Annotated in this window: 26 protein-coding genes; 12 read left to right on the forward strand and 14 right to left on the reverse strand. The window is 75.4% G+C overall.

Going from position 1 to position 24,845, the window contains the following annotated elements; genetic code table 11:
• Positions 1 to 9 precede the first annotated feature (9 nt).
• Complete coding sequence (locus tag IG69_RS0105250) at positions 10 to 501, forward strand: META domain-containing protein (RefSeq protein ID WP_030527125.1); 492 nt, start codon at positions 10 to 12, stop codon at positions 499 to 501.
• A 439-nt stretch (positions 502 to 940) separates the two neighbouring features.
• On the opposite strand, the gene pheA is transcribed toward IG69_RS0105250, so the two are convergent.
• The 3 genes from pheA to IG69_RS0105265 are packed head-to-tail and all read right to left on the reverse strand — an operon-like array spanning position 941 to position 3,625.
• Positions 941 to 1,915 carry a prephenate dehydratase gene (pheA, locus tag IG69_RS0105255; RefSeq protein WP_030527126.1) on the reverse strand — a complete coding sequence of 325 codons (975 nt, stop codon included), beginning with the start codon at positions 1,913 to 1,915 and terminating at the stop codon, positions 941 to 943.
• Positions 1,912 to 2,340, reverse strand: coding sequence for a DUF4446 family protein (locus IG69_RS0105260; RefSeq protein ID WP_030527127.1), 429 nt, complete (start codon positions 2,338 to 2,340; stop codon positions 1,912 to 1,914). The genes pheA and IG69_RS0105260 overlap by 4 nt, the downstream gene beginning before the upstream one ends.
• 4 nt (positions 2,341 to 2,344) lie before the next feature.
• Complete coding sequence (locus IG69_RS0105265; RefSeq protein ID WP_051750247.1) at positions 2,345 to 3,625, reverse strand: glycosyltransferase 87 family protein; 1,281 nt, start codon at positions 3,623 to 3,625, stop codon at positions 2,345 to 2,347.
• A gap of 38 nt (positions 3,626 to 3,663) precedes the next feature.
• Here IG69_RS0105265 and IG69_RS0105270 point away from each other — a divergent pair, with 38 nt between their 5' ends.
• The gene (locus tag IG69_RS0105270; RefSeq protein WP_030527129.1) at positions 3,664 to 5,832 is read left to right on the forward strand and encodes a hypothetical protein; all 2,169 of its coding nucleotides are present in this window, start codon (positions 3,664 to 3,666) and stop codon (positions 5,830 to 5,832) included.
• Here IG69_RS0105270 and IG69_RS0105275 read toward each other — a convergent pair.
• Genes IG69_RS0105275 through IG69_RS0105295 form a run of 5 tightly spaced genes read right to left on the reverse strand, consistent with a single transcriptional unit; the run spans position 5,750 to position 10,256 of the window.
• On the reverse strand, positions 5,750 to 7,324 hold the full coding sequence (locus IG69_RS0105275; protein WP_030527130.1) for an MptA/MptB family glycosyltransferase: 1,575 nt from the start codon (positions 7,322 to 7,324) through the stop codon (positions 5,750 to 5,752). The genes IG69_RS0105270 and IG69_RS0105275 overlap by 83 nt on opposite strands.
• Positions 7,309 to 8,022 carry a glycosyltransferase gene (locus IG69_RS0105280; RefSeq protein ID WP_030527131.1) on the reverse strand — a complete coding sequence of 238 codons (714 nt, stop codon included), beginning with the start codon at positions 8,020 to 8,022 and terminating at the stop codon, positions 7,309 to 7,311. The genes IG69_RS0105275 and IG69_RS0105280 overlap by 16 nt, the downstream gene beginning before the upstream one ends.
• Positions 8,022 to 8,912, reverse strand: coding sequence for a DUF5926 family protein (locus IG69_RS0105285; protein WP_030527132.1), 891 nt, complete (start codon positions 8,910 to 8,912; stop codon positions 8,022 to 8,024). Before IG69_RS0105285 ends, IG69_RS0105280 begins: the two co-directional genes overlap by 1 nt.
• Positions 8,913 to 8,935: 23 nt before the next feature.
• Positions 8,936 to 9,427 (reverse strand): ATP-binding protein, encoded by a 492-nt coding sequence (locus IG69_RS0105290; RefSeq protein ID WP_342666150.1) that lies wholly within the window; start codon positions 9,425 to 9,427, stop codon positions 8,936 to 8,938.
• A gap of 10 nt (positions 9,428 to 9,437) precedes the next feature.
• A complete protein-coding gene (locus IG69_RS0105295; protein WP_030527134.1) occupies positions 9,438 to 10,256 on the reverse strand; it encodes a glycerophosphodiester phosphodiesterase family protein in 819 nt (272 codons plus the stop codon).
• 137 nt (positions 10,257 to 10,393) lie between these two features.
• Here IG69_RS0105295 and IG69_RS0105300 point away from each other — a divergent pair, with 137 nt between their 5' ends.
• Positions 10,394 to 10,882, forward strand: a complete 489-nt coding sequence (locus IG69_RS0105300; RefSeq protein WP_030527135.1) for an RNA polymerase sigma factor — start codon at positions 10,394 to 10,396, stop codon at positions 10,880 to 10,882.
• Positions 10,879 to 11,499: a methylated-DNA--[protein]-cysteine S-methyltransferase gene (locus tag IG69_RS0105305; RefSeq protein WP_030527136.1), complete on the forward strand. Its 621-nt coding sequence runs from the start codon at positions 10,879 to 10,881 to the stop codon at positions 11,497 to 11,499. The genes IG69_RS0105300 and IG69_RS0105305 overlap by 4 nt, the downstream gene beginning before the upstream one ends.
• 130 nt (positions 11,500 to 11,629) lie before the next feature.
• Here IG69_RS0105305 and IG69_RS0105310 read toward each other — a convergent pair whose 3' ends face one another.
• On the reverse strand, positions 11,630 to 13,210 hold the full coding sequence (locus IG69_RS0105310; protein ID WP_030527137.1) for an LLM class flavin-dependent oxidoreductase: 1,581 nt from the start codon (positions 13,208 to 13,210) through the stop codon (positions 11,630 to 11,632).
• A complete protein-coding gene (locus IG69_RS0105315) occupies positions 13,207 to 13,671 on the reverse strand; it encodes a tetratricopeptide repeat protein (RefSeq protein ID WP_084696594.1) in 465 nt (154 codons plus the stop codon). Before IG69_RS0105315 ends, IG69_RS0105310 begins: the two co-directional genes overlap by 4 nt.
• A gap of 124 nt (positions 13,672 to 13,795) precedes the next feature.
• Between IG69_RS0105315 and IG69_RS0105320 the strand changes: the two genes are divergently transcribed.
• From IG69_RS0105320 to IG69_RS0105335, 3 genes are all read left to right on the forward strand, one after another.
• Positions 13,796 to 15,229 carry an MFS transporter gene (locus tag IG69_RS0105320; RefSeq protein WP_245616084.1) on the forward strand — a complete coding sequence of 478 codons (1,434 nt, stop codon included), beginning with the start codon at positions 13,796 to 13,798 and terminating at the stop codon, positions 15,227 to 15,229.
• A 48-nt stretch (positions 15,230 to 15,277) separates the two neighbouring features.
• Positions 15,278 to 15,466 carry a hypothetical protein gene (locus IG69_RS19990; RefSeq protein ID WP_036829105.1) on the forward strand — a complete coding sequence of 63 codons (189 nt, stop codon included), beginning with the start codon at positions 15,278 to 15,280 and terminating at the stop codon, positions 15,464 to 15,466.
• A gap of 258 nt (positions 15,467 to 15,724) precedes the next feature.
• Positions 15,725 to 16,369 (forward strand): TVP38/TMEM64 family protein, encoded by a 645-nt coding sequence (locus IG69_RS0105335; protein WP_051750248.1) that lies wholly within the window; start codon positions 15,725 to 15,727, stop codon positions 16,367 to 16,369.
• 91 nt (positions 16,370 to 16,460) lie between these two features.
• Here the strand turns inward: IG69_RS0105335 and IG69_RS0105340 are convergent, their stop codons facing one another.
• Positions 16,461 to 16,949, reverse strand: coding sequence for a cupin domain-containing protein (locus IG69_RS0105340; protein ID WP_030527141.1), 489 nt, complete (start codon positions 16,947 to 16,949; stop codon positions 16,461 to 16,463).
• Between the two features lie 203 nt (positions 16,950 to 17,152).
• On the opposite strand from IG69_RS0105340, the gene IG69_RS0105345 reads away from it, so the two are divergent.
• On the forward strand, positions 17,153 to 18,142 hold the full coding sequence (locus IG69_RS0105345; RefSeq protein WP_030527142.1) for an LLM class F420-dependent oxidoreductase: 990 nt from the start codon (positions 17,153 to 17,155) through the stop codon (positions 18,140 to 18,142).
• Positions 18,143 to 18,194: 52 nt separating this feature from the next.
• Here the strand turns inward: IG69_RS0105345 and IG69_RS0105350 are convergent, their stop codons facing one another.
• Positions 18,195 to 18,872 (reverse strand): winged helix-turn-helix transcriptional regulator, encoded by a 678-nt coding sequence (locus IG69_RS0105350; protein WP_030527143.1) that lies wholly within the window; start codon positions 18,870 to 18,872, stop codon positions 18,195 to 18,197.
• A gap of 177 nt (positions 18,873 to 19,049) precedes the next feature.
• Between IG69_RS0105350 and IG69_RS0105355 the strand changes: the two genes are divergently transcribed.
• On the forward strand, positions 19,050 to 19,877 hold the full coding sequence (locus IG69_RS0105355; RefSeq protein ID WP_030527144.1) for a methyltransferase domain-containing protein: 828 nt from the start codon (positions 19,050 to 19,052) through the stop codon (positions 19,875 to 19,877).
• Positions 19,878 to 19,901: 24 nt separating this feature from the next.
• Here IG69_RS0105355 and IG69_RS0105360 read toward each other — a convergent pair whose 3' ends face one another.
• The gene (locus IG69_RS0105360; RefSeq protein ID WP_030527145.1) at positions 19,902 to 20,861 is read right to left on the reverse strand and encodes a DUF808 domain-containing protein; all 960 of its coding nucleotides are present in this window, start codon (positions 20,859 to 20,861) and stop codon (positions 19,902 to 19,904) included.
• Between the two features lie 110 nt (positions 20,862 to 20,971).
• Positions 20,972 to 21,235 (reverse strand): hypothetical protein, encoded by a 264-nt coding sequence (locus tag IG69_RS0105365; protein ID WP_030527146.1) that lies wholly within the window; start codon positions 21,233 to 21,235, stop codon positions 20,972 to 20,974.
• A 169-nt stretch (positions 21,236 to 21,404) separates the two neighbouring features.
• On the opposite strand from IG69_RS0105365, the gene IG69_RS0105370 reads away from it, so the two are divergent.
• The 3 genes from IG69_RS0105370 to IG69_RS0105380 all read left to right on the forward strand — a co-directional run bounded on the left by IG69_RS0105370 (position 21,405) and on the right by IG69_RS0105380 (position 24,830).
• The gene (locus IG69_RS0105370; protein ID WP_036829240.1) at positions 21,405 to 22,334 is read left to right on the forward strand and encodes an NADP-dependent oxidoreductase; all 930 of its coding nucleotides are present in this window, start codon (positions 21,405 to 21,407) and stop codon (positions 22,332 to 22,334) included.
• Positions 22,335 to 22,589: 255 nt separating this feature from the next.
• Entirely contained in the window at positions 22,590 to 23,414 is an 825-nt protein-coding gene (locus IG69_RS0105375; RefSeq protein ID WP_051750249.1) for a sigma-70 family RNA polymerase sigma factor, read from the forward strand.
• Positions 23,415 to 23,480: 66 nt separating this feature from the next.
• A complete protein-coding gene (locus tag IG69_RS0105380; protein WP_030527149.1) occupies positions 23,481 to 24,830 on the forward strand; it encodes a serine hydrolase domain-containing protein in 1,350 nt (449 codons plus the stop codon).
• Positions 24,831 to 24,845 lie beyond the last annotated feature (15 nt).

Genomic DNA, 24,845 nt, shown 5'->3' on the forward strand with positions numbered 1-24,845 from the left:
CGCACGGGCATGCAGCGCCTGTCCGGTCGCGTGGCCGCCGCCCTCGCCGTCGTCCTGCTCGTCGTCGCGGGGGCGGCGGCCCTACGGCTGCAGGTGGTGGGCGACGGGGGCGACGGCTCGGCCAACGGGTCGCGGACGGTGGGGTCGGTGGACGACCTCGCGGGGCGGTGGGTGGCGGTGAACACCACCGGGGCCCCGGCCCCCGTCGTCCCGCGGACCCTGTCGTTCTCCGTCGACGGGGATCGGCTCACGGTGCAGCCGGGGTGCAACTCCGGCGGGGGGCGCGTGGCGGTGGAGGAGTCTCGGCTGGCCGTCCCGGACGGGCTCGCCGTGACCGAGATGGCGTGCCTGGACGCCGACCGGATGGCGCAGGAGGCGTGGGCGCTCGAGATGCTGTCGTCCCGGCCGCGACTCGAGATCTCGGGCCCGTACCTCTACCTCCACTGGGGCGACGGAGAGCGCTGGTGGCTGGGGATGGAGCGGCAGCCCGCCGGCGTGTGAGCCCCCGACCACCCGACGCCCCCACCCTCCGACCGTCCCGACCCGAGCACCCGGGGCGCAGGGACCGCGATCCTGAGAGCGGCCGGTCGAGGTGTGTCCTCCCAGCCTCCTGTCTCCCCGGAAGGTTTACCTTCCACCTCGCAACCATCTGCTTTCGGCCGCAAGGTCAACCTTCCGCGCGCAACCACATCCATGCTGCGCGGAAGGAAAACCTCGCCGGCGCAACCACATGGTTCCCGCGGAGGAGGGAAACCTTCCTGCAGCAACCAGACACTTGCGGGGTGAAAGGGAAACCTTCCCTGTGCAACCAGATGCTTGCGGGTGGAAGGTAAACCTTCCGGGGCGCATGGAGGCTGGGAGTCATCCATACCGGGGCCCGCTCTCAGGATCGGCGGCGGTGGGCACGACGGGGCGGGGTCGGGGTCCGGCCTTCGACGGGTCAGGCGCCTCCGGCGCGCAGCCCCTGGATCCACTCCCGGGCCGCGGCGAAGTCGGCGTCGCTCGCGCGCGGCCCGACGGTCGCGGGCTGCCGGTCCGCCCGGGGGTAGGACCCGAGGAAGCGCACCTCGGCGCAGATCCGCTTCAGCCCCATGAGCGCCTCCCCGAGCCGCTCGTCGAGCACGTGCCCCTCGACGTCGACGGAGAAGCAGTACGCCCCCATCGACTCCTTGGTCGGCCGCGACTCCAGCCGCGTCATGTTGATGCCCCGCGCCGCGAACTGCTCGAGCAGCTCCAGCAACCCACCGGCGTGGTCCTCGCGCTGGTAGAGCACGACCGTCGTCTTGTCGGCCCCCGTCGGCGCCGGCATCGCGCCCGGCCGCGCGACGAGCACGAAGCGGGTGACCGCCGACTGCATGTCGCCGATGCCCTCGGCGAGCGTCGACAGCCCGTGCAGCGACGCCGCGGCCGGCGCACACACCGCCGCGTCGAACTGCGGCGAGCCGGCGCCCGCCTGGTCCACCGCACCGGCGCGCCCCTCGTGCACCGCCCCGAGCGTCTCGGCGGCCGACGCCGTCGACAGCGTCGGCACGTACACGGCCTCGGGCAGGTGCGTCGCCATCCAGCCGCGTACCTGGGCCCACGCGTGCGAGTGCGTCCCGACGGCGCGGACGTCGGCGAGCGACACCCCGCCGCGCGCTGCGAGGACGAACCGCACCGGCACGAGCACCTCGCCCGTCACGACGAGGGGGTCGCCGCTGGCCAGGGCGTCGAGCGTCGCCGACACACCTCCCTCGACGGAGTTCTCGATGGGCACCATCGCCCCGTCGACGTCGCCGGCCCGCAGCGCCGAGAGCGCCGCCCCGACCGACCCGAACGCGACGCGCTCCGCCCCGTCGCCGGCGGCCGGCCACGCGTCCAGCGCCATCGAGGTGAAGGTGCCCTCGGGTCCGAGGTAGCCGAAGCGGGTGGTCATGGCTGCTCCTTGCCGGTGCGGGCGGCGGCGAGGGCCTGCTGCTCCTCGGGCGAGAGGGTCGCCTCGGACGCGCCGCCGACGACCCCCTTCGCGTAGGTGCGCGACTCGCCGCGCGCGTGGATCGAGCTGATGACGAGGCCGTCGCCCCGGTCGTCGACGACGGCCGCGCTGAAGCTCAGCCGGCCGCCCATGTCGCCGAACGCGTCGTAGCGGACCACCGCGACGTGCCGCAGCGCCTGGGCGACCTCGGCCCGCAACGCGCTGACGTCGGTGTCGCCGGCCGGCCGGTGCGCCTCGAGGGCGTCGACCCGCCGGCGCAGCCCGGCCGTCCGCACGAGGAGGAGCACGACGAGCGCGACCGCGGCGAGGAGCAGCAGCGCGGGAACCGCGAGCAGCAGCGCCTCCGCCGGTCCGATGTCGAGCATGCCCTCAGGCTAGGGCCGGGGACGACGGCCGCGCCTCGACGTCCGGGTCCGCGCCGGCCCCCTCGTGCGCCTCCGCGTCGCGGTCCCGCCGACGGGCGCTCCACCACAGCAGCGCCAGGCACGCCAGCCCACCGGCGACGTCGGCGTTCTGCAGCACCCGCCCCGGCCACTGCGGCCAGTCCCGCTGCGCGAGCCAGTCGATGCCCCACCACGGCAGGCGCAGCGTGAAGAAGACCGTGACGGCCGCCGCGGCCCACAGCCGGTGCCGCTCCTCCCACGGCCGGGCCCCGAGCAGCGCCAGCACGACGACGACGACCCAGTGGTAGTGGTGCACCCACGACACCGGCGACACGAGGCACGCGACGATGCCGACGACCGCGAGCTCGCCGACGGGGTCGCCGGCGCGGTACATCCGGGCGGCCAGCCGGAACCCCACCCACGCGATGCCGGCCACGACGACCAGCCAGATCACGGTGCCGGGCAGCCCCTCCGGGCCGAGGCGCAGCAGGAAGCCGCGCACCGACTGGTTGGCCGTCCCCGCGTTCGGCCCCAGGCGCGTGGGGTCGCGCAGCGCGAAGGTCCAGTACGTCCACGAGGTGCCGGGCAGGACGGCGGCCGCGAGCAGCGTCGCGACCGCGGCCGACGCGACGGCGGTCGCCGCCTCCTTCCAGCGCCGGGTCAGGAGGAAGTGGACGACGAAGACCCCCGGCGTCAGCTTGACCGCCATGGCCAGCCCGATGAGCGCGCCCTTGGGCAGCCAGCGCGCGAGGCGCGGTCGGGGCTCGACGAGGTCCATGACGCAGGCGAGGACGATGAAGGCGTTGACCTGCCCGAACCGGATGCCGTCGCCGACGGGGTGCAGCCAGAGCATCGGCGCCGTGAGGGCCGCGAGCGCCAGCGGCAGCCACGACCCGGAGCGGGCCAGCAGCGCCCGGCCGGCGTACCAGACGATGGCCGTCGTCGCGACGACCTGCATCGCCGTCCAGAGCCAGCCGACGACACCGAACGGGATGAGCGCCAACGGGATCCCGAGGAACGCCGCGAACGGCGGGTAGGTGAACGGCAGCAGCTGCGGCGCCTCGGTCATCGCCGAGTAGACCGGCCGCCCGGTGAGGATCGAGACCCCCGCCTGCCGGTACACGTCGACGTCGACCTGCCACTGGTCCAGCGGCCAGAAGACGAGGTAGCGCAGGGCCACCGGCGAGGCGGCGAGCGCCACGAGCACCACAGCGAGGATCCAGCGGTGCCGGGGCACGGCGGGGCGTCGGGCAGGCGGGGAGGTCACGACACCATTCTCACCACGGGTCGTTACCCTTGGGCCGCGTGACCCGCAGAGCCCTCGCCGTCGCCGTGGCCCTGGTGGCCGTCGTCGGCGGGCTCTTGTTCGCCGTCCCGGGGTCCTCGGCCACCGCCGCGCGCGAGCCCACGGGCGCCGTCGTCCTCGTCGGCACCGGCGGCCTGTCGTGGTCCGACGTCAACGCCCGCGACACCCCGACCCTCTGGTCGATGCTGCGCAGCGGCTCCGGCGCGACGCTGTCGGTCCGCTCCGTGTGGTCCAACACCTGCCCCGCCGACGGGTGGCTCGGGCTGTCCGCCGGCTCGCGGGCCGCCGTGCCGCGCACCGGCGACGCCGCCAACCCCGCCGACCGCGCCTGCCCCGGCCCGCCGACCGTGCAGGACGGACGCGTCACCGAGTGGCCGCAGTACGAGGCGGCCGCGGCGGAGCAGAAGTTCGACACCCGGCTGGGGCTGCTCGCCCAGCAGGTCGACGCCCAGAAGATGTGCGTCGCGACGGTCGGCCCGTACGCGGCGCTGGGCGGCGCGCTGCCCGACGGCCGCGTGACCCAGCAGATGGACTTCGCCCCGGACGACCTGCTCGTCGACCTCAACACCTGCCCCGTCACGCTCGTCGACGTCGGCACGGTCCGCGACCCCGACGACCTCGCACCCGGGGAGCAGGCCACCGGCTCGCGCGTCGAGCAGGTGCGCGCGGTCGACCAGCGCATCGGGCAGGTCCTCGACGCCGGCCCGAACGGCGCCGACTTCGTCGTCGCCAGCCTGTCGGACGCCGGTCTCTCCGAGCGGCTGCGGATGGTCCTCGCCCGTGGCCCGCACTTCGGCCCCGGCACGCTCGTCTCCGGCTCGACCCGGCAGGACGGCCTCGCCCAGGCCCCCGACCTCACCGCGACGGTGCTCGCCGGGGTCGGCCTGCCCGTCCCCGACTCCGTCGCCGGCTCGCCGCTGACGACCGACCCCGCGCCGGACGGCTCCGAGCGCCGCGCCACCGAGCGGCTCACCCACCTGCGGGACCTCGACGAGGCGAGCCACGACGTCCACGGCCTCGTCGAGCCGTTCTTCCAGGTCTTCGCGTACGGCCAGCTCGTCGTCTACCTGCTCGTGCTCCTCGTCTGGAAGGGCCGGATCGGCTCGGAGGCCACCCGGGCGACCGTGCTGACGCGTGTGCGCGTGCTGTCGGTGGCCGCGGCGGCCGTCCCGGTCTCGACCTTCCTCGCCAACCTCGTGCCGTGGTGGCGCTTCCCCGTCGAGATGCTCGCGGTCGTCGCGGCGGTGCTGGCCTTCGTCGCCGTCATCGCCGGCGTCGCGCTCCGCGGGCCGTGGGGCAAGCGCCCCCTCGGGCCGATGGCCTTCGTCTCGGCGGTCACCGCGGTCGTCCTCGCCGCCGACGTCATGACCGGCTCCCGCCTCCAGCTGTCGTCGCTCATGGGCCTGCAGCCGGTCGTCGCCGGGCGCTTCTACGGGATGGGGAACCCGACGTTCGCCCTGTTCGGGACGGCGGCGATCCTCCTCGCGACGGCCGTCTCGTCGGTCCTCGTCCTGCGCGGGGCGCGGGTCGCCGCGGCGGTCGCCGTCGGGGGCATCGGGTTCGTCGCGCTGCTCGTCGACGCGGCGCCGTTCTGGGGCGCCGACCTCGGCGGCCCGCCGGCGCTCCTGCCCGCGGTCGTCTACCTCGTCCTGACGATCCTCGGCATCCGCCTCACGTGGAAGCGCTGGGGGTTGATCGTCGTCTCCGTCGTCGTCGTGTTCTTCGCGGCCGCCGGGGCCGACTGGCTGCGGCCGCCGGGCAGCCGGACGCACCTCGGCCGCTTCGTCCAGTCGATCATCGACGGCACGGCCGACGACATCGTCGTGCGCAAGGCCGAGCAGAACCTCGAGATCCTCCGAGAGAACGCGCCCCTGACGCTCCTCGTGCCGGCGGCCCTGCTCTTCGTCGCCTACGTCCTCGCGCGCCCGACGTCGTGGGGCTCGCGCTCGCTGCAGCGCTCGTTCGACGCGGCACCGACGTTCCGCCCCGGCCTCGTCGCGCTGTTCCTCGTGCTGGCGATCGGGTTCGCGGTCAACGACTCCGGCGTGGCCATCCCCGCGGTCGGGGCGACGCTCGCCGTCCCGCTCATCGTGTCGGTGTCGGTGGGGTACCTGCTCGAGGAGGCACGGACGACGGCGCCGACCCGCGCCGGCCGACGGCGACGCTGACCCCGACCGCCACGAGCCACACGAGCAGCGCGAGCCACGGCGCGACCTCGCGCCGGAACCCGAGCGTCACCGACTCGACGCCGGGCGTCATCCCGAGGACCCGGCCCGGGACGTACGCGAGGCACATGAGCAGCAGCCGGGCGAGGGCGAGCCGGTCGACCCAGCCGGCGGCGAGCGCGGGCAGCGCGGCCCAGACGAGGACGTCGTACCAGGGCAGCGAGTAGGGGGCGGCGAGCGAGTAAGCCAGCGAGAGGACGGCCGTCCAGCGCAGGGCCGTCGCGACGAGGCGCTGCGGCGCGGGGTCGGTGCTGCGGACGGCTCCACGCGTCGCGCGCCCCAGGAGGACCGCGAGCAGCACCGCCAGCACGGCGGCCCCGGCGCTGACGAGCGTCCGGGCGTCCGCGTTGCCGAGGGAGGAGCGCAGCGCCTCGAGGAGCGGGCGCCACGGCGTCGCGAGCGAGACGGCCTGCCGCGAGCGCAGCAGCTGGTCGTAGACGTGCGACCCGCCCCAGAGCTGGAGCAGCCCGGCCACGACGACGAAGCCGCCGACGAGCACGACGACGCGGCGCAGCGCCGACGCGACCGGCGCCGACCGGTCGCGCACCAGCCACAGGGCCGTCACGACGGCGAGCAGGCCGACCCCGTACGTCACCTTCGTCGAGGCCGCGAGCGCGAGCACCCCACCGGCGCAGGCGAGCCCGGCCGGGCCGGGCAGCCGGACCAGCAGCGAGACGGCGACGACGAGCAGCGCCGCGGCCACGACGTCGACGTGCGCCCCGAGCACCCCGGCCCCGAGGACGAGCGGGTTGAGGGTCCACGCCGCGTCCACCCGGCCGTGCAGCCGCGCGGGGAGGGCCGACCGCAGCGCCCAGCGCGCGCCGAGCCAGGCGAGGACGACGAGCAGCTGCCAGACCCAGACCTCCTGCCGCAGCTGGGGTCCGCCGACGAGGGCCGACAGTCCGTGCAGCAGCGTGGCGAAGGGCCCGTAGACGCTCGGCTCCTCGGTCCAGGGCGCCTCGACCCGGCTCGTCACGGGGTCGGTGCCGTTCATCCAGTCACTCGGCGACTCGACCCACGGGTTGCCCCCGGTGGCGAGGATGCGCCCGTACGCGACATAGCTGACGTGGTCGGCGGAGCCGAAGGGCGCGGTGAGCAGCGCGGCGACGGCCAGCGCTCCCGGCACCCGCCATCCCCGCAGGGCCGGTGTGCCCGAGCGCAGCCCGAGCACGACCGCTGCGGCACCGACGAGGTACGCGGCCCACAGCACGCCGGTGACGAGGGCGGGCGAGAGGTCGAGCGGCAGCAGCGTGCCCGGTGCCCAGCCGCGCGGCGACAGGTCGGGCTGGGCGGCGTTCGGCCGGGCGAGGCCGACGACGAGCAGGAGCGCCACGGAGGCACCGAGGAGCAGCCGGCGCACCCCGTCGGTGCGCACCGGCCCGTCCGACGCGACGGTCGGGGGGTCGTGCCGGGCGGCGCTCAGCCCCGCTGCCACGGCCGCCAACCGCGCCGGACCAGGGCCAGCCACACGTCGCGGTACTGGCCGGCCCGGTGCAGCTGGCCGCGCCAGTCGCTGCCGCTCACCCGGTGCTGGAGCTCGCAGGGCACCTCGAGGACGCGCAGCCCGGCACGGAGCACGTCCACGGTCAGCGCCGTCTCGACCCCCCAGCCACGCGCGAGCGGCGACGCGGCCTCGTAGGCGCCCGGGGACAGGCAGCGCATCCCCGAGAGCGGCTGCACCGCACGGAAACCCGTGAGGTGCTCGATGCCTCGCCGGGCGAGGCCGACGACCAGCCCGCGCCCGCCACCGGCGGTGATCTGCGCGGGCAGCGTCGCGATCGTCATGTCCGCGCTGCCGTCGAGCACCGCGTCGGTGAGGACGCCGAGCGCGGACGCGGTCTCCTGGAGGTCGCCGTCGACGAAGAGCAGCGCGGCCGGCGCCTCGCCGGCCGCGGCCTCCAGCTCGCGGACCCGGGCCACACCGGTCCGCAGGGCCGCCGCCTTGCCCCGGTTGACGGGGTGGCGCACGACGTCGGCGCCGGCGGCCTCGGCCGCGGCGGTCGTGCCGTCGGAGCTGCCGTCGTCGACGACGACGACGCGGGTCACGACGTCGAGCGCGGACACCGCCGCGACGGTGGCCCCGATGCGGTCGGCCTCGTCCTTGCAGGGGACGACCGCCGCGACCCCGGCCATCAGCGGAGCGTGACCTGGCGGCTGAGCAGCCCCGAGCGGGCGCGCCGCTCCTCGGGCGTCAGGGGCGCGTCCGCGGCCAGCGCGGCCCGGTAGCGCTCACCGAACGCGGCGAGCTCGGACTCGTGGTCACCGGCCTCGAGCTCGGGGTCGAGGTCCCAGACGGGGACGAGCAGGCCGCCGGTCCGGAAGGCACCGAGGAGGCGGGTCCCCTCGCCGAGGCCGTCCTCACCGGCGGCGTGCAGGCGGGCGAGCGCGTCGGTGGCGACGTCCTCGTCCTCGGGCAGGACGAGCCGGACGTGCGCACGGTCCCCGATGCGCACCCAGTACGCCGACGGCAGCGAGGTCATCGCGACGGTCGGGACGACGGAGGAGTTGGCGCGCTCCAGGGACTCCTGCGCCTCGCCCTCGAGCTCCTGGCCCTCGACCCAGAAGTCGAAGCCCTCGTGGACGGTGACCTCGAAGGTCGTGTCCTCGGCGAGGACGTCCTGAAGGCGGGGGCTGTCGGCGGTGACCTGCGGGGTGCTCGTGACCGGGGTGCCCTGCTCGGCGGCGAGGCCGGCGAGCAGCTGCGCGGCGAGGTCGCGGGAGGCGTCGCCGCTCGCGTTGCCCGACTGCGTGCCGATGAGCACGGTGCCGTCGGTGCGGTGCAGCGCGGGCCAGGCCATCGGCAGGACCGTCGCGACGGTCACCTCCGACGGGGCGCCGTCGGGCACGTGCTCGGGGCGCACCCGGACGACCGCGGTGGCCGCCGGCAGGATCTCGCGCATCGCGACCCAGTCGGTCTCGCCGGGCAGGCCGGCGAAGGGCCGCGCCTCGAACGGGGCCGGCGCCGGGCGCGCGGCCTTCGGGGTGCGGTCGGAGCCGCGCTGACGTCGGGATGCCTTGCCCATGCGAGCACCCTAAGGGACGTCGCTCAGGTGGCGCGGCGGCGGCTGGGCCCGCCGAGCGTGGCCCACACGACGTTGCCCGTGCGGTCCTCGGTGACGCCCCACTCGTGGGCCATCGAGCGCACGATGCGCAGGCCGCGGCCCGAGGAGAGCCAGACCGTGCGCGGCGCCGGCTTGGGGACGGTGGCGCCGCCGCCGTCGGTCACCTCGACCTCGACGACGTCGCCGCGGATCTTCCACCGCACGCGGATCGTGCCATCCGAGAGCGGACGGGCGTGGCGCACGGCGTTGGTCAGCAGCTCCGAGGTCACCATCTCGGCCTCGCCGACGAGGTCCTCGTCGAGGTCGCGCTCGGTGAGGTCGGTGACGATGGCGCGGCGGACGCGGCCGACCGACGAGGCGTCCGACGGGACGCGCACGGTGCAGATGATGCTGTCGGCGCCGGGCCCGGAGGACTCGACGACGCCGAGCACCTCCTCCTCGACGTCGGGAGTCAGGGGTGTGTTCTCCGAGGTCACGGGCGTCACGCTACAACCTGCTCCCGAACCGGGCGATGGCCGTCCCGGGGCGGTTGGTGATGACGACGTCGACCCCGAGCTCGCGGCACAGGTCCATGTCGGCCTCGTCGTCGACCGTCCACACGAACACGTCGTGGCCGTGCCGGCGGTACTTCTCGACCACCGACGGCTTCCTGCGCAGGAACACGATGTCGAGGCCGACGGTGCCGACCCCCTTGGGCAGCGTCCCGTCGGGCGGCAGCGGTCGGCCCGTCGCCGAGAGGAGGTGGACGAGGGGGGTCTGCGGCGAGAGCCGGTGCACCCGCGCGAGCGCGCGCGCGGAGAACGACATGACCCGCACGTGCGGTCGGCCGGGGCGGTCGCCCCGGTCGAGCTCGAAGAAGCGCAGCACCTGGACGAGGGTCTTCTCGACGTCGTCGCCGTGCCGGGTCGGGTGCTTGGTCTCGATGAGGGTCAGCACCTCGTCACCGGTGTCGACGAGGGTGTCGAGCAGGCGTCGCAGGGTCAGCAGGTGCCCGCGCTCGGGGTCGGACTCGGGGCGCTCGGACTCGCCGGGGCCGCTCTTCCAGGACGCCCAGTCGAGCTGCTCGAGCCGGGAGAGCTCGAGGGTCGAGACGACCCCGGACCCGTTCGACGTCCGCTCGACGCGCCGGTCGTGGACGCAGACCAGGTGGTGGTCGGCCGTGAGGCGCACGTCGCACTCGACCCCGTCGGCGCCGTGCGCGAACGCCTTGCGGTAGGCCCGGAGCGTGTGCTCGGCCTCCTCCTCGCTGGCGCCACGGTGGGCCACGACGAGGGGACGGGTGGTCGTCTGCTGCTCGACGGTCACGGGACACCATCATCCACGGTCACGGCCGTCCACGACGCCTCGGGGCCGAGGACGCGCCGTTCGGCCGACCCGCGGGTGGTGCGGCCGGCCCGCGGTCACGCCACTCACACTCCCGGCCGCCCTACCGTTGGACCATCGTGAGCCTCCCGCCCTTCCAGCACCTCGTCGACGAGCACTGGCGCGACGTCGCCCGTCTCGCAAACGGCCTCGTCGGGCCGGTGCACGCCGACGACGTCGCGCAGCAGGCGTGGACCCGGGCGCTCGCCGCCTACCCCCGGCTCACCCACGCCCGCAACCTGCGCTCGTGGCTCCTCACCGTCACCCACCGCTGCGCGATGGACCACCACCGTGCCGCCCGGCGCACGACCCCGCACGAGGACCCGGCCGTCCTCGCCGAGGCGCCCGTCGTCGACCCGCCGACCCCGCACGACGACGGGCTCTGGGCGCGGGTGGCCGCCCTGCCGCCCCGGCAGCGTGACGCCGTCGTCCTGCGCTTCGTCGGCGACCTCGACCACCGCGCGGTCGCGGCCGCCCTCGGCACGTCGCCCGGGATGAGCCGGCGGCTGGTCAGCGACGCCGTCGCCGCCCTGCGCCTCGACCTCACCGACCCGGAGGACCTCCGATGACCGACCCCGCCACCACGCCCGCTGCCCTCACCGCCCTCACCTCCTTCGACCCGCCCCTGGCCGGACCGCCCCGCCTCGCGCCGACCGACGTCTCGTACGTCCTCGACGACACCGAGGTCGGGCGGATGCTCGTCGCGGTGCGCGACGACGGCCGGGTGCTCGCGACCGCCTTCGCCCCGGACGACGCGGCCGAGGAGCGCTGGCTCGCCCGCCTCGCCGCGTCCGTCAGCCCGCGGGTGCTTCGCCATCCCGCCCCGACGGACGCCGCGCGCCGGGCCCTGGGCGACTTCCTCGCCGGTCGCACGCGCCGGGTCGACGTCGAGCCCGACCTCGCCCTCGCGTCGCCCTTCCAGCGCGAGGTGCTGACCGGCCTGGCGGCGCGGGTCGGCTACGGCGAGCGGACGACGTACGCGGCCCTCGCCGCCGCGGTCGAGCACCCGGGGGCCGCGCGGGCGGTCGGCACCGCGCTCGGCGGCAACCCGCTGTGCGTCACGCTGCCCTGCCACCGGGTGCTGCCGGCGGCCGGCGGGGTCGGCGGGTACGCCGGCGGCTCCGCGGCCAAGGAGCACCTCCTCGCCCTCGAGGCCGCCCACGCCTCCCACCCCGCCCGCTCCTGACCCCGGCCCTTCCCGACTTCTTGCGAGTTGAGCCGCTCGACACGCCGTTCAGCGGCGTGTCGAGCGGCGGAACTCGCAATCAGTCGGGCTCTCGAGGCGTCCGGGTGGCGGAGGGGCAGGAAGTCGGCGGTCAGTGGAAGCCGTGGCGCGCGAGGGGGTGCATCAGCTCGCGTTCCTCGTACGCCAGGTGGGACAGGAGGGTGTCGGTCAGCACGTCGACGACGTGCCGCAGCCGGTCCATCGCCCCGTCCTCGTCGGCGACGAGCGCGACGAGCGCGCGGTCGACGTCGTCGAGGACGTCGTGGATGACCTCGTGCTCCTCCTCGAGCCGGGCGATGACCGGTGCCGCGGCGGGGTCGGTCCACCGCAGGTGCGGGAAGATCGAGGCGTCCTCGAGCGTGTGGTGCCCGGTGACGACGCGGCAGTACGACTCGCAGTACGCGCCGAGCGTCCACTGGTTCTGGCGCATCGTCATCGCGTTGACCGCGGAGCGGGCCGAGCCGACCGACAGCATCCCGCGGGCGACCTGGTCGACGACGTCGCGGACCTGGGCGAGCTCGGTGCGCAGGTGGTCGTGGACGTCGACGAGGTGGCGCGGCACGGCCAACTGCGCCTCGGTGTACCCCGAGGAGTCGGAGGAGTCCGGGTACCTCGGACGCGACGCCTCGTCCCAGGGCAGGTCCCCGGTCAGCCGGCGGCCGTCGTCGGGGGTCGGCACGAACGGCGGTGCGGTGGCGGCCTGTCGGCGCGAGGTCTCGATGCCGGGAGCCGGCTCGTCCTGGACCTCGACCGGCTCCTCGGCCGGTGCCGGCGCCGAGCCGGGGGCCCGCCGCTCCCGCTCGGCCTCGACGAGCTTGCGCGTCGCCGGCGCGACCTCCCGCGCCCACGCCTGCACCAGCCCGGGGTCGTCGGGGCCGAGCACGAAGGTCGACATCCCGTGCGCGAGCGTCAGGGCGGCCAGCTGCTCGGGCCAGTCGGACGGCCGGCCGCGCAGCCCGCTGCCGCCGCCGGAGCGCGCCGGGAAGACGTTGTAGAGCCGCCGCACGTCCTCGGGCGCCCGGCCGGCCTCGAGCGCCGCCTCGTCGACGACCGCGTTCATCGCCCCCAGCGCGTCCGGGTCGGCGTAGCCCATGCTCGGCAGCCAGCCGTCGGCGACGCGACCGGTGAGGCGCAGCATCCGTGGCTTGTAGGCGCCGAGCCAGAGGCCGACCGGGTGCGCCGGCGCGGGCCCCGCGTGCAGGCCGTGGACGCGGTGGTGGCGGCCGTCGACGCGGACCGTGCCCTCGCCGGTCCACATGGCGCGCAGCACCGCGACCGCCTCCTCGAGCGCGTCGACCGCCTCGCGGGGCGAGAGCCGGGTGCCGCCGGCCGCCTCGATGGCGTCCCAGAAGGCACCGGCGCCGAGGCCCAGCTCGACCCGGCCGCCGGTCAGCACGTCGAGCGTCGCCACCGACTTCGCGAGGACCGCCGGCGGGCGCAGCGGCAGGTTGACGACGTTCGGCGCGACCCGCACGGCGGTCGTGCGGGCGCCGATGACCGACAGGAGGGTCCACGCGTCGAGGTGGCGCGCCTGGTACGGGTGGTCCTGGACGGTCACGAGGTCCAGGCCGAGGACGTCGGCGAGCTGGGCGAGCTCGAGCACGCGCTCGGCCGAGGAGACCTCGGGCGTCGGGAAGATCCCGAGCTCGAGCGCGTGCCCGTAGTCGGTCACGGGGTGCCCGGGCGGGGCTCGTCGGTGCCGCGGTCGACACCCCGCGCCGGCGGCTCGACGTCGACGACGCCCCCGACCCCCTCGTCGCTGACGACCGGGGGCAGCCGGCCCTCGTCGCCGTAGCCGCCGAGCAGCTCGGCCATCACGAGGTGCGGCTTGGCCTCGGCCGCTCGCCCCTGGCGCTGGAGGGTGCGCCCCAGGAGCAGGTTCGCGTAGGCCTCGTCGGGGTCGTCGACGAGGATGGCGCGGGTCACGGTCTCGGCGCGAGACAGCTGCGCGGAGTGGAAGTAGGAGCGCGCGAGGAGCAGCCGGAGCTCGGTCGTCCCGTGCAGCGGCGGCTCGTAGGCGCTCGTGTCGACGAGCTGTGAGAGCTCCTCCGCGGCGGCCTGGAACTCGCCGTGCTCGAAGAGCCCCCGGGCCCTCTGGTAGCGCTCGGCCATGCCGGTCTCGGAGGTGGTCATGCGTCGCTCAACGCCACGTCGACGGCGGCTGTTCCGGCCCGGTGGCGCGGGCGGGCGACCACGGGACGGACACGACGGCGGCCCGGTCCCCCACGACCCGCCCGGCACGAGGCAGGATCGGTGCGTGACCGTCCCGCCCTCCACCCCACCGGAGCAGGAGCCGCGCGCCGCGCGCCCGCGCCGGTTCACCGACGGGGCCCGCGCCGTCGGCCGCGGGGGTGGCCGGGGCCTGCGGGCGGTCGGCCGTGGGGGCGCCGCGTCCGCGCGGGTCGTCGGGCGCGGGGGCCGGGCCGCCGGGCAGCGCTTCCGGCGCTTCGCGGGGGCCGACGGCGCCGCCGACACCGGGCTCGCGCGGCTCACCGAGCTGCACGCGGTCAACGTGGCGGGTGACGCCGCCGTCACCGTGTCGCTCGCCGGCACCGTCTTCGCGATGCCGACGGACGAGGCCCGCGGCCGGGTCGCCCTCTTCCTCCTCCTGACGATGGCGCCCTTCCTCCTCCTCGCGCCGCTCATCGGGCCGCTGCTCGACCGCTTCCGGCACGGGCGCCGCTGGGCGCTCGGCACGACCCTCGCGATGCGCGGCTTCCTCGCGTGGGTGCTGGCCACGGCCGTGCTCGAGGACAGCCCGTGGCTCTTCCCCGCAGCCCTCGGGTGCCTCGTGGCATCTCGGTCCTACGCCGTCGCCCGCGCCGCCGCCGTCCCGCGCCTGCTGCCCGCGGGCATCGGTCTCGTGAGCGCCAACTCGCGCCTCAACATCGCCGGCATCGTCGGGATGGTCCTCGGCGGCGGGGTCGCCGGGGCCGCGTCGCGCATCGGGCCCGACTGGTCGCTGCGCGTCGCCTTCGTGATCTTCGTCGCCGCCACCGTTCTCGCCATCCGCCTGCCCGCGCGGGTCGACTCCAGCCTCGGCGAGCTCGACGTCGACGGCACGCCGGTCGGGGAGGAGCCCATCGGCTCGCCCGAGCGCGGCGCCCGCCGGCTGCGGGCGCTGCCGGTCACCGTGCGCTACGTGCTGTGGCTGACGACGGGCGCACGCCTCCTCACCGGGTTCCTCACCCTGTTCCTCACCTTCCTCATGCGCGAGCACCCCATCCCCGGCTGGAACGGGCCGCTCGTCCTCGCCGTCGTCGCGGGGGCCGCGGGCGTCGGCAACGGCGTGGGGTCGCTCATCGGCAACCGCAAGGAGACCCCGGCGCCGGAGGTGATGGCCACCGCCATCGCGGTCGTCGCGGCGGCCGCCGCGCTCGCCACGTCGCTCTTCTACTCCGTCTGGGTGCTGGCCCTCGTCGGGCTCGCGGGCGGGGTCTTCGGGCAGCTGGCCAAGCTGTGCCTCGACGCCCTCATCCAGCGCGACGTCGCCGAGGTCGTCCGCGCGCGGGTGTTCTCGTGGTCCGAGACGATCCTCCAGGCCTTCTGGGTCGTCGGCGGGACCATCGGCATCCTCGTGCCCCTCGAGCCGCGCCTCGGGTTCGGCGTGATCACCGCCGTCGTGCTCGCCGCCGGGGTGGTCGCGGTCCGCTCGCGGTCCACCGGCACCCGGGCCGCGGGACTCGCCTGACCGGGTCGCTGCTCGTGAATTGATACCCCCACGGGTATATGCCATCCTGTGGTCGACCGCTCCCCCCTCGCCCTCCCGGAGGTCCCCGTGTGCTCCCCCGCCACCTGCCACGTCTGCGGCAAGACCACCTGGGCCGGCTGCGGCATGCACGCCGACATGGTCATGGCGTCCGTCCCGCCGCCCGCCCGCTGCACCTGCGCCGACGAGCCCGCCGAGCAGGCCACCGACCGGCGGTGACCGCCCGCCCGGGTCCTCGCCACCGCCCCCTGGGCCGCGAGCCCGCTCGTCCTGCTCGCCCGCGCCCGGCTGATGACGGGCGTCGCCGTGACGACGTGGGCCCTCGTGCCGGTCGCCGCCCTCGGCGTCGGCGCCCTCGGCCGGCGGCTGGCGACCGCCGACACCTGCGCACCGGCTCGCTGAGCGGCCTCGGCGCCGCTCGAGCAAGCCCGGATGCGGGCGCAGTCGACGTCACCACCCGCGCCTAGGCTGACCGGGATGCCGTCCTCGACCGCCGCCCGCCTGCGCCTCGTCGGGCTCGTCGTCGGGGTGCTGCTCGCCGGCGGGCTGGCGCTGCTCCTGCTCGGCGGCGACCTCGCGACGGTGCGCCGTGCCGTCGCCGCCAGCGGCGCGTGGGGCCCGGTCGTCTTCGTCGTGCTGCACGTCGTCCTCACCCTCGTCCCGGTCCCGAAGAACCTCCTCGCGGGCATCGCCGGCGCCCTCTTCGGCCTCGGCGCGGGCAGCGCGCTGTCGTGGGTCGGTGCGGTCGCGAGCGCCTGGGTGACGTTCGAGCTGGCCGGCCGGCTCGGCGCCGACGCGGTCGACGGCATCACCGGCGCCCGGGTCGAGCGGGTGCGGCGGGTACTGCGCGAGCGTGGGCTGCTGGCGGTCGTCATCGCCCGGCTCACGCCGCTCGTCCCGTTCACGGTCGTCAACTACGGCGCCGGCGTGAGCCGGGTCGGGCGGCGCGACTACCTGCTCGGGACGGCGCTCGGCGTCGTGCCGGGGACGGTCGCCTACGTCGCGGTCGGCGCCTCGGCCGGCCAGGACGCGACGACCATCCTCCTCGCCGGTGGCGCCGGTGTGCTGCTGCTCGTCGCCGCCGGGGTGCTCGCCCGACGCCTCGGCCCCCGCCGCCCCTGACCCCCTCCCCTCTCGCGCGAACGTGTGTGAAATCGCCGGACGTCCCCGGCGGTTTCACACACGTTCGCGGATGGAGGGGCGGCGGTCGGGGTCAGGTGCCGTCGACCCAGATGTTGTCGTGCTCGGCCATGAAGGCGTCGTAGTGCTCGCGGCTCCAGCCGTCGGTGCCCGCGGCGAGGCCCTCGAAGTACCCCTCGCGCGGCGCCCCCGGCGCGAAGTGCAGGAGCATCCGCGCGGGCCCGTCCTCGTTGCGGAAGCCGTGGACGCCGCCCGGCGGCACGTGGACGAAGTCGCCCGGGCCGGCGCGCACCCAGTCGCGCCCGTCAAAGATCCGCACGACGCCCTCGAGGACGTGGAAGGACTCGCTGAGCGTCCGGTGGAAGTGCGGCCCCGGCCCGCTCGGTGGCCCCGCGAAGGTCCACCGGTAGAGGCCGAAGAGGCCGCCGGTCGAGGCCCCCGACGCGAGGTAGTGCACCTCGTTGCCGTTCGGGTAGGTCAGGTCCGGCGGGCGGTCGGCCGGGTGCGTCCAGGCCGAGACCTCGCCGTCGTCCCCGTCGTACAGGCGTGGTGGGTACCCCATCCCCCGACGGTAGGCGCCATCCACGCCCCCGACCAGCGCGGACGCATGTGGACCCGCCGGGGTCCACCGGCGGGTCCACGCACGTTCGCGGGAGGGAGGCGGGGTGGACGCGGGCGAGGGGTTCGGCGCGGGGCGCCGCGGGGTACGAGGACGGGCGAGCGGCCGGACCCGCCGGCCCCCGCCCGACCCGAGGAGCAGGACGCGTGACCCGTTTCGGCTTCACCCTGATGACCGAGCAGAGCGGCCCCAAGGAGCTCGTCGACGCCGCCGTGCGCGCCGAGGCCGCCGGCTTCGACCTGCTGGTCTCCAGCGACCACTACTCGCCCTGGCTCACCGAGCAGGGGCACGCCCCCCACGCCTGGACGATGCTCGGCGCCGTCGCCCACGCGACGAGCACGGTCGACCTCGCGACCTACGTGACCTGCCCGACGATGCGCTACCACCCGGCCGTCGTCGCGCAGCAGGCCGCGACCCTCCAGATCCTCGCCGACGGCCGCTTCACCCTCGGCCTCGGTTCCGGCGAGAACCTCAACGAGCACGTCATCGGGCAGGGCTGGCCGCCGGTCGCCCAGCGCCAGGACATGCTCGCCGAGGCCATGGAGATCATCCGCGAGCTGTTCACCGGCGAGCTGACGACCTACCGCGGCGAGTACTTCGACGTCGACTCCGCGCGCCTCTGGGACCTGCCCGAGCAGGGCGTCCCGATCGGCGTGGCGGTGAGCGGCCGTGCGGGCATCGAGCGGTTCGGCCCGCTCGCCGACCACCTCGTCGCCGTCCAGCCCGAGGCCGAGCTCGTCGAGCAGTGGAACGAGCTCGCCGGCTCGACGATCGGCTCCGGCGCCCGCGCCATCGGCCAGATCCCGATCTGCTGGGACCGCGACGAGGCCACGGCCGTCACCCGCGCCCACGAGCAGTTCCGCTGGTTCGCCGGCGGCTGGAAGGTCAACGCCGACCTGCCGACCCCGATGGGCTTCAGCGGGGCCACCCAGTTCGTCCGCGAGGAGGACGTCGCCGAGTCCATCCCGTGCGGCCCCGACCTCGACAAGATCGTCGAGGCCGTCGCGCCCTACTGGGAGGCCGGCTTCACCGACATCGCGCTGGTCCAGGTCGGCGGCGAGCACCAGACGCCGTTCCTCGACGAGGTCGCCCCCGAGCTCCTCGAGAAGCTGAGCGCCGCCGCCCCCTCGTCCTGACACCCCGCCCCACCCCGGCGGATGCCTCCCACCGCCCGGCCCGACCGCAGCGTCAGGCCGGGCGTGGGACGGCGCCGAGGGTCGAGATGCCGACCCAGCCCGGCACGGCGCGGACGACGTCGGCCGGCGCGTCGATGGCGACGAGCCGCCCCCGCACCGCCTCCTCCCATGCCCGGTCACCGCGCCAGATCTCGGTCATCGTGCGCAGCGTCGTCGTGAGCGCCGCGTCGACCTCGAACCCCGGGTCGGCGTCGCACACGTCGACCGACGCCCCGTCGACGACGACCCACCAGCGCCGGGCGCGCGGCTCGACGTCGGTGTAGGTGAAGGCGACGACCGTGCGCTCCCGCGGCCAGCGGTCGAGGGGCAGCGTCCGCTTGAGGTCCCACATGAGCAGGTGCGGGTCGAGGTCCTCCTGGCCGAGGTCACCGACCCAGCGCACCCCCCAGGCCCCGAGCGCCTCGACGACCCCGCGCAGCTCCTCCCCGCTGCGCGTCAGGTGGTACGACGTCCGGCCGCCGACGACCCGGCGCTCCACCACCCCCGCGCGCTCGAGCCTCCGCAGCCGCTTCGAGAGCAGCGTCGGCGACATCCGCGGCACCCCGCGCCGCAGGTCGTTGAAGTGGGTGCTGCCGCAGAGCAGCTCACGCACGACGAGCAGCGTCCACCGCTCGTCGAGCACCTCCATCGCCTTGGCGACCGGGCAGAACTGACCGTAGGTCGAGGCCATCGCACACCTCCCCTGGACGGCGGACGGGTGGTCGCCGCCGACGCCGGTGCGTCCAGTGAACCGCTGCCCGGGCCCGGCGCGCCAGTACAGATCGTGGACCGGAGGCGGTCCACATCCGGCACTGGATGGCCGGCGCGGCCCGGCGGGACGCTGGTCGCCCGACGAGAGGAGACCACCATGACCGTCCACCACGCCCCGCCGGCCCCGCCCGAGGTCAAGGCCCGCCATGCCGCCCTCTGGGCGCTCGGCGACTACCCGAGCGTCGCCGACCGGGTCATCCCGCACCTCGGCGAGGTGCTCGTCGAGGCCGCCTCCATCACGCCCGGGGAGCGCGTCCTCGACGTCGCCGCGGGCGCGGGCAACGCCTCGCTGCCGGCCGCGCGCGCCGGCGCCGACGTCACCGCGTCCGACCTCACGCCCGAGCTGGTCGAGGTCGGGCGGGAACGGTCCCGGGACGCCGGGCTCGAGGTCCTCTGGGACGTCGCCGACGCCGAGGACCTGCCCTACCCCGACGCGACCTTCGACGTCGTGCTCTCCTGCGTCGGCGTGATGTTCGCGCCGGTGCACGAGGCCTCGGCCGGTGAGCTGCTGCGGGTCTGCCGGCCCGGCGGGCGCATCGGCCTGCTGTCCTGGACACCCGAGGGGTTCATCGGCCAGCTGCTCGCCGCCATCCGGCCGTGGGCGCCGCCCCCGCCGCCCGGGGCGCAGCCGCCGCCGCTGTGGGGGCGGCCGGAGCACGTCGAGGGCCTGCTCGGCGACGGTGTGCGCGACCTGCGGGCCGAGCGCCGCGAGCTCGTCGTCGAGGGTTTCGCGACCCCGGAGGAGTTCCGGACGTTCTTCGTCGAGCGCTACGGGCCGACGGTGGCCGTGCACCGTTCGGTCGCCCACGACCCCGAGCAGCGGGCTGCCCTCGAGGCCGCCATCGACGGCGTGGCCCGCGAGGGGACGGACGCCGACGGTCGGATGCGCTGGGAGTACCTGCTGCTCACCGCGACCCGCGCCTGACCGGACGGGAGCGACGCCGCGGTGTCAGTGCGACGCGGCGGCGTCCTGAGGGTCGCCGCCGCGGGCCCGCTTCACGGCGAGCACGACCGCGACGACCACGGCGCCGACGACCGCGCCGGCGACGGCCGAGCCGAGGGTGTTGGTCAGCCAGCCGAGCAGGCCACCGAGCGCACCGGTGGCGTCGTGGACGACCTCCTCGGCGTGGTGGACCAGCGAGTACGGGCCGTGCCAGCCGAGCTCGTCGGCGCCGACGAGGAGGATGTGACCGCCGACCCAGAGCATCGCGACGATGCCGAGGGTCGAGAGGAACGAGAGGACCTTGGGCATGGCCCGGACCAGGCCCTCCCCGACCCGGCGGGCGCCGCTGGACTCCCGGCCGGCCAGGTGCAGCCCGATGTCGTCCATCTTGACGATGAGCCCGACGACGCCGTAGACGAGCGCGGTGATGAGGACCGCGACGACGACGAGCACGGCGGCCCGGGTGAGGAACGGCTCGGACGCGACGTCGTCGAGCGCGATGACCATGATCTCGGCTGAGAGGATGAGGTCGGTGCGGATGGCGCCGGAGACCATCTGCTGCTCCTGCTCGGGCCCGACCTCGGTGACCGGCTCGGCGTGCGCCTCGTGGTGGGCGAGCTTCTCCCAGATCTTCTCGGCGCCCTCGTACGCGAGGTAGGTGCCGCCGAGCATGAGGATCGGCGTGAGCAGCCACGGGAGGAACTGGCTGAGCAGCAGGGCCACCGGCAGGATGATGAGCAGCTTGTTGCGGATCGAGCCGATGGCGATCTTCTTGATGATCGGCAGCTCGCGCTCCGGCGAGACCCCGGTGACGTAGCGGGGCGTGACGGCGGTGTCGTCGACGACGACGCCGGCGGCCTTCGCGCTGGCCCGCCCGGCCGCGGCCCCCACGTCGTCGACGGACGCGGCCGCGAGCTTCGCGATCGCGGCGATGTCGTCGAGCAGTGCGACGAGCCCACCGGCCATCGGGGTGGTTCCTCTCGGTCGTGGCCCCGGCCGTCCGGGGTCCCGTGGGAGGCCACGCTAGTGGGTCGCGGTCGCGTCCCGGACCCGCTCGGGCGGGGTGCGTGCCGCGGTCAGGCGCCGGGCGGCGGGCAGGCCGCGACGATGGCGGCCTGGACCTCGTCGAGCGAGGCGTACTCGTGCGTGCGGTCCAGGAGGGAGAGCCGGCAGCAGACCCGCGCGGGCGTGCCGAGCGCGAGGCAGGACGCGATGAGGTCGTCCTGGTGGGTGGGGAACGGGTGGTCGGCAAGCGCGGTGCGCAGCTCGGCGAGGTGCGACGCCAGCAGCGGGTCGTCCCCCGCGCCGGTCGCCCCCTCGGCGACGTGAACGGTCGTCATCCCCCGGACCTCCTCGTCCGTTCGTGCTCCCCGCGGTGGCAGGGCCCCCCGACCGTACCCGCTCGTGACCGGCACAAACACCGATCGACGAGCTTCCGTGCGGCGTGACGCGTCGAGGGTGCGGGGACGCGCGGGAATGCCGCCCGGGGTCCGTGGCGCTGACTCCCCCATGCGAGCAGTGACCTACGACCACTACGGCGACCTCGACGTCCTCGAGGTCCGCGACGACCTCCCCGACCCCAAGGTCGGCCCCGGCGAGGCCCTCGTCGAGGTACGCAGCGCCTCGGTGAACCCCGTCGACTGGAAGCTGATGTCCGGCGGCCTCGACGGGATGATGGAGGCCACCTTCCCGGTCGTCCCCGGCTGGGACGTCGCCGGCGTCGTCCGCGCCGTCGGACCGGACACCCCGGAGCTCGCCGTCGGTGACGAGGTGCTGGCCTATGCGCGCAAGGACTGGGTCCACGGCGGCACCTTCGCCGAGCTGGTCACGGTCCCGGTGCGCGCGGCGGCGAAGAAGCCGGCCGGTCTGGACTGGGACAGCGCGGGCGCCCTCCCGCTCGCCGGCCAGACCGCCTACCGCACGCTCAAGCGGCTGGAGGTCGGCCGGGGCGACACCGTGCTCGTGCACGCCGCCGCCGGCGGGGTCGGGCTCCTCGCGGTGCAGGTCGCCCGCGAGCTCGGCGCGCGCGTCATCGGGACCGCCTCCGAGTCCAACCACGACCGGCTGCGCGAGCTCGGCGTCGAGCCCGTGACGTACGGCGACGGCCTCGTCGAGCGCGTGCGTGCCCTGGCCCCCGACGGTGTGGACGCCGTCGCCGACTTCGTCGGCGGGGTCCTCGACGACACGCTCGGCGTGCTGCGCGAGGGCGGCCGGCACGCCTCGGTCGCCGACCCGTCGGTCATCGAGCGCGGCGGGTCGTGGGTGTGGGTGCGGCCCGACGGCGAGGAGCTGCAGTGGCTCGCCGACCTCGCGGCCCGCGGCGGCCTGACCGTCGACGTGGCCGGCCGCTACGGCCTCGACGAGGTGCGCGACGCCTTCGCCCGCAGCCAGGAGGGCCACGTCCGCGGCAAGCTCGTCATCCACGTCTCCGACGACTGAGCGGACACGACCTGTCGAACCTTCGCCCCCTCGTGCGGATTCGCGCCGGAGGGGGCGAAGTCGTTGCCCGGCAGGGGAGTTCGAGTCGAGCCGTGTCGTCGGCCGCTCGGTCCTGCCGAAAGTTTGTCGAACTTTCGCGACCCTCCCGCCCTCGGGCGTCGAAGGTCCGTCTAGCGTCGTGACCAGACCCCGATCGGGGTCTGCGGTGGTCGAGCAAGGTGCCACCGGTCTTCGTCGTGGACCGGAGGTAGTGCCATGTCCCAGATCGTCGCCGTCGAGCAGGTCCCCACCCGGGACCACCAGGTCTCCGGCCGCGAGCTGCAGCGTCGCGAGCACGACGAGCGGCTCGAGTCGCTCCTCGTCGAGCTGTACCGGTCAGCCGCGGGCCCCGAGCACGACCGGGTCCTCACCGCGGTGGTCACCGAGACCCTGCCGCTGGCCGACTCGCTCGCCCTGCGGTACGCCGGGCGCGGCATCGAGACCGACGACCTCGTCCAGGTGGCGCGGGCCGCGCTCGTCGCCGCCGTGCGGCGCTACCGGCCCGGGGCCGGGCGGGGCTTCGCCGCCTACGCCGTGCCGTCGGTCCGCGGGGAGCTCAAGCGGCACTTCCGGGACGCCGGCTGGGCGGTGCGCCCGCCGCGCGCCCTCCAGGAGCTGCGCTCCGAGCTCGTCGCCGCCGAGGAGGCCCTGCGGCACCGCCTCGGCCGCGAGTCGACCGCCGGCGAGGTGGCCGAGGCCATCGGCCGTAGCGAGGTCGACGTCCGCGACGCCCGGGCCACCGGGTCGGCGTTCACCCCGGACTCCCTCGACGCGCCGCTGCCCGGCGGTGGCCGGGTCGGCGACCTGCTGACCGGCTCGGCCGACTGGGCCGACGACCTCGCGCTGTCCGCGACGCTGCGCGAGGAGGTCCGTCGCTGCACGCCGCGCGAGCAGGTCATCCTCCGCATGCGCTTCGTCGAGGAGCGCACCCAGCGCGAGATCGGCGAGTCGATCGGTGTGAGCCAGATGCAGGTCTCGCGCCTGCTCACCCAGCTGCTCGACCGCCTGCGGCTGCGCCTCGAGGCCCTGCCCGCCGCCTAACCTGCGGGTCCCGGCCGCTCGGCCGACGTCCCCGCAGCGCGTGCCACCGGGCGGTACCGTCCCGCCATGCGTGTCCTGCGCCGGATCCTCGCCGTCCTGCTCGTGCTCGTCGTCGTCGGCGCCGTGCTCGGGTACCGCCAGTACCGACCGCTGCTGCGCACCGGCACCGGCTACGCCGCGCACAACGCGTGTGCCGTCGAGCTCGTGGCCGGGCGCACGGACCCCGGGGCCGACCTGCCGCCGAACCCGCTCGTGCCCTACCTGACCGGCTACGTCGACGAGGCCGGAGGTTCCTCGACCTCCGCCGTCGCCTGGGTCCTCGCCAAGCAGAAGGCCTGGTACACACCGGGGTACGGCTGCACCGTCGCGCCCGAGCAGCCGCAGGACCAGCGCCGGGCGACCAAGGTCGAGCCGGAGGGCAACCCGTTCGAGGGGGCCGAGGTGCCGCGCGCCGACAAGGCGCTGAGCCGGGCCATGGCCCGGGCCTTCGGCGACGACCTGACCAACGCCGCCAAGCGACGGCTCGGCACGCGGGCCGTCGTCGTCGTCCAGGACGGCAAGCTCGTGGCCGAACGGTACGCCGACGGGTTCACCCCGGGCACACCGCAGCTCGGGTGGTCGATGGCCAAGAGCGCGACCAACCTGCTCGTCGGCCGGTACGTCCTGGACCGGGGGCTCGACCTCGGCGAGGACCACCTGCGCCCGGAGTGGACCGACGGGCGCGCCGACATCACCGTCGACCAGCTCCTGCGGATGACGAGCGGGCTGCGGTGGGACGAGACCTACTCGTTGGGCACCCCCATCACCGAGATGCTCTACGACGCGCCCGACATGGCGAAGTACGTCGCGAGTCAGCCGCTGGCGCACCGGCCGGGCACCTACCAGCAGTACTCGAGCGGCTCGACCAACCTCGTCTGCTCGTGGCTGTCCTCGCTCGCCGACACCCCGGACCGCGACTTCCCCCGGACCGAGCTGTTCGCCCCGCTCGGCCTGTCGTCGGCGGTCTGGGAGACCGACGCCGCGGGCACGCCGGTCTGCAGCTCGTACCTGTGGGCGACGCCCCGGGACTGGGCGGTGCTCGGGCAGCTCGCGCTGCAGGACGGCGTGTGGGAGGAGAAGCGACTCCTGCCCGAGGGATGGATGGAGCGCTCGACGACGGCCGAGCCGGTCGACCGCAGCGAGGAGAAGGGCTACGCGGCCGGCTGGTGGGTCAACCGCCAGGCCGACGGCTCGCTCGTCACGCCGCTCCTGCCGACCGACGCCTACTGGATGAGCGGCCACGACGGCCAGCGGGTCTACGTCGTGCCGTCGCAGCGGCTCGTCGTCGTGCGGATGGGGTTCTCGCCGGAGGTCGACCCCGCCGACCTGCGGACCGACGAGCTCGTGCAGGACGTCGTCACCGCCACCGGGTCGTGAGCCGGCGGTGGTGAC

Origin of the sequence: Phycicoccus jejuensis, from assembly GCF_000720925.1 — a bacterium.
Taxonomy (GTDB): domain Bacteria; phylum Actinomycetota; class Actinomycetes; order Actinomycetales; family Dermatophilaceae; genus Phycicoccus; species Phycicoccus jejuensis.

What these genes read in the sequence shown, in the direction of transcription:
- IG69_RS0105250 (WP_030527125.1), top strand. Translation starts at nt 10, where the DNA reads ATGCAGCGCCTGTCCGGTCGCGTGGCCGCCGCCCTCGCCGTCGTCCTG.
- pheA (WP_030527126.1), bottom strand. Translation starts at nt 1,915, where the DNA reads ATGACCACCCGCTTCGGCTACCTCGGACCCGAGGGCACCTTCACCTCG.
- IG69_RS0105260 (WP_030527127.1), bottom strand. Translation starts at nt 2,340, where the DNA reads ATGCTCGACATCGGACCGGCGGAGGCGCTGCTGCTCGCGGTTCCCGCG.
- IG69_RS0105280 (WP_030527131.1), bottom strand. Translation starts at nt 8,022, where the DNA reads ATGGCCGGGGTCGCGGCGGTCGTCCCCTGCAAGGACGAGGCCGACCGC.
- IG69_RS0105285 (WP_030527132.1), bottom strand. Translation starts at nt 8,912, where the DNA reads ATGGGCAAGGCATCCCGACGTCAGCGCGGCTCCGACCGCACCCCGAAG.
- IG69_RS0105305 (WP_030527136.1), top strand. Translation starts at nt 10,879, where the DNA reads ATGACCGACCCCGCCACCACGCCCGCTGCCCTCACCGCCCTCACCTCC.
- IG69_RS0105315 (WP_084696594.1), bottom strand. Translation starts at nt 13,671, where the DNA reads ATGACCACCTCCGAGACCGGCATGGCCGAGCGCTACCAGAGGGCCCGG.
- IG69_RS0105335 (WP_051750248.1), top strand. Translation starts at nt 15,725, where the DNA reads ATGCCGTCCTCGACCGCCGCCCGCCTGCGCCTCGTCGGGCTCGTCGTC.
- IG69_RS0105340 (WP_030527141.1), bottom strand. Translation starts at nt 16,949, where the DNA reads ATGGGGTACCCACCACGCCTGTACGACGGGGACGACGGCGAGGTCTCG.
- IG69_RS0105350 (WP_030527143.1), bottom strand. Translation starts at nt 18,872, where the DNA reads ATGGCCTCGACCTACGGTCAGTTCTGCCCGGTCGCCAAGGCGATGGAG.
- IG69_RS0105355 (WP_030527144.1), top strand. Translation starts at nt 19,050, where the DNA reads ATGACCGTCCACCACGCCCCGCCGGCCCCGCCCGAGGTCAAGGCCCGC.
- IG69_RS0105360 (WP_030527145.1), bottom strand. Translation starts at nt 20,861, where the DNA reads ATGGCCGGTGGGCTCGTCGCACTGCTCGACGACATCGCCGCGATCGCG.
- IG69_RS0105365 (WP_030527146.1), bottom strand. Translation starts at nt 21,235, where the DNA reads ATGACGACCGTTCACGTCGCCGAGGGGGCGACCGGCGCGGGGGACGAC.
- IG69_RS0105370 (WP_036829240.1), top strand. Translation starts at nt 21,405, where the DNA reads ATGCGAGCAGTGACCTACGACCACTACGGCGACCTCGACGTCCTCGAG.
- IG69_RS0105375 (WP_051750249.1), top strand. Translation starts at nt 22,590, where the DNA reads ATGTCCCAGATCGTCGCCGTCGAGCAGGTCCCCACCCGGGACCACCAG.
- IG69_RS0105380 (WP_030527149.1), top strand. Translation starts at nt 23,481, where the DNA reads ATGCGTGTCCTGCGCCGGATCCTCGCCGTCCTGCTCGTGCTCGTCGTC.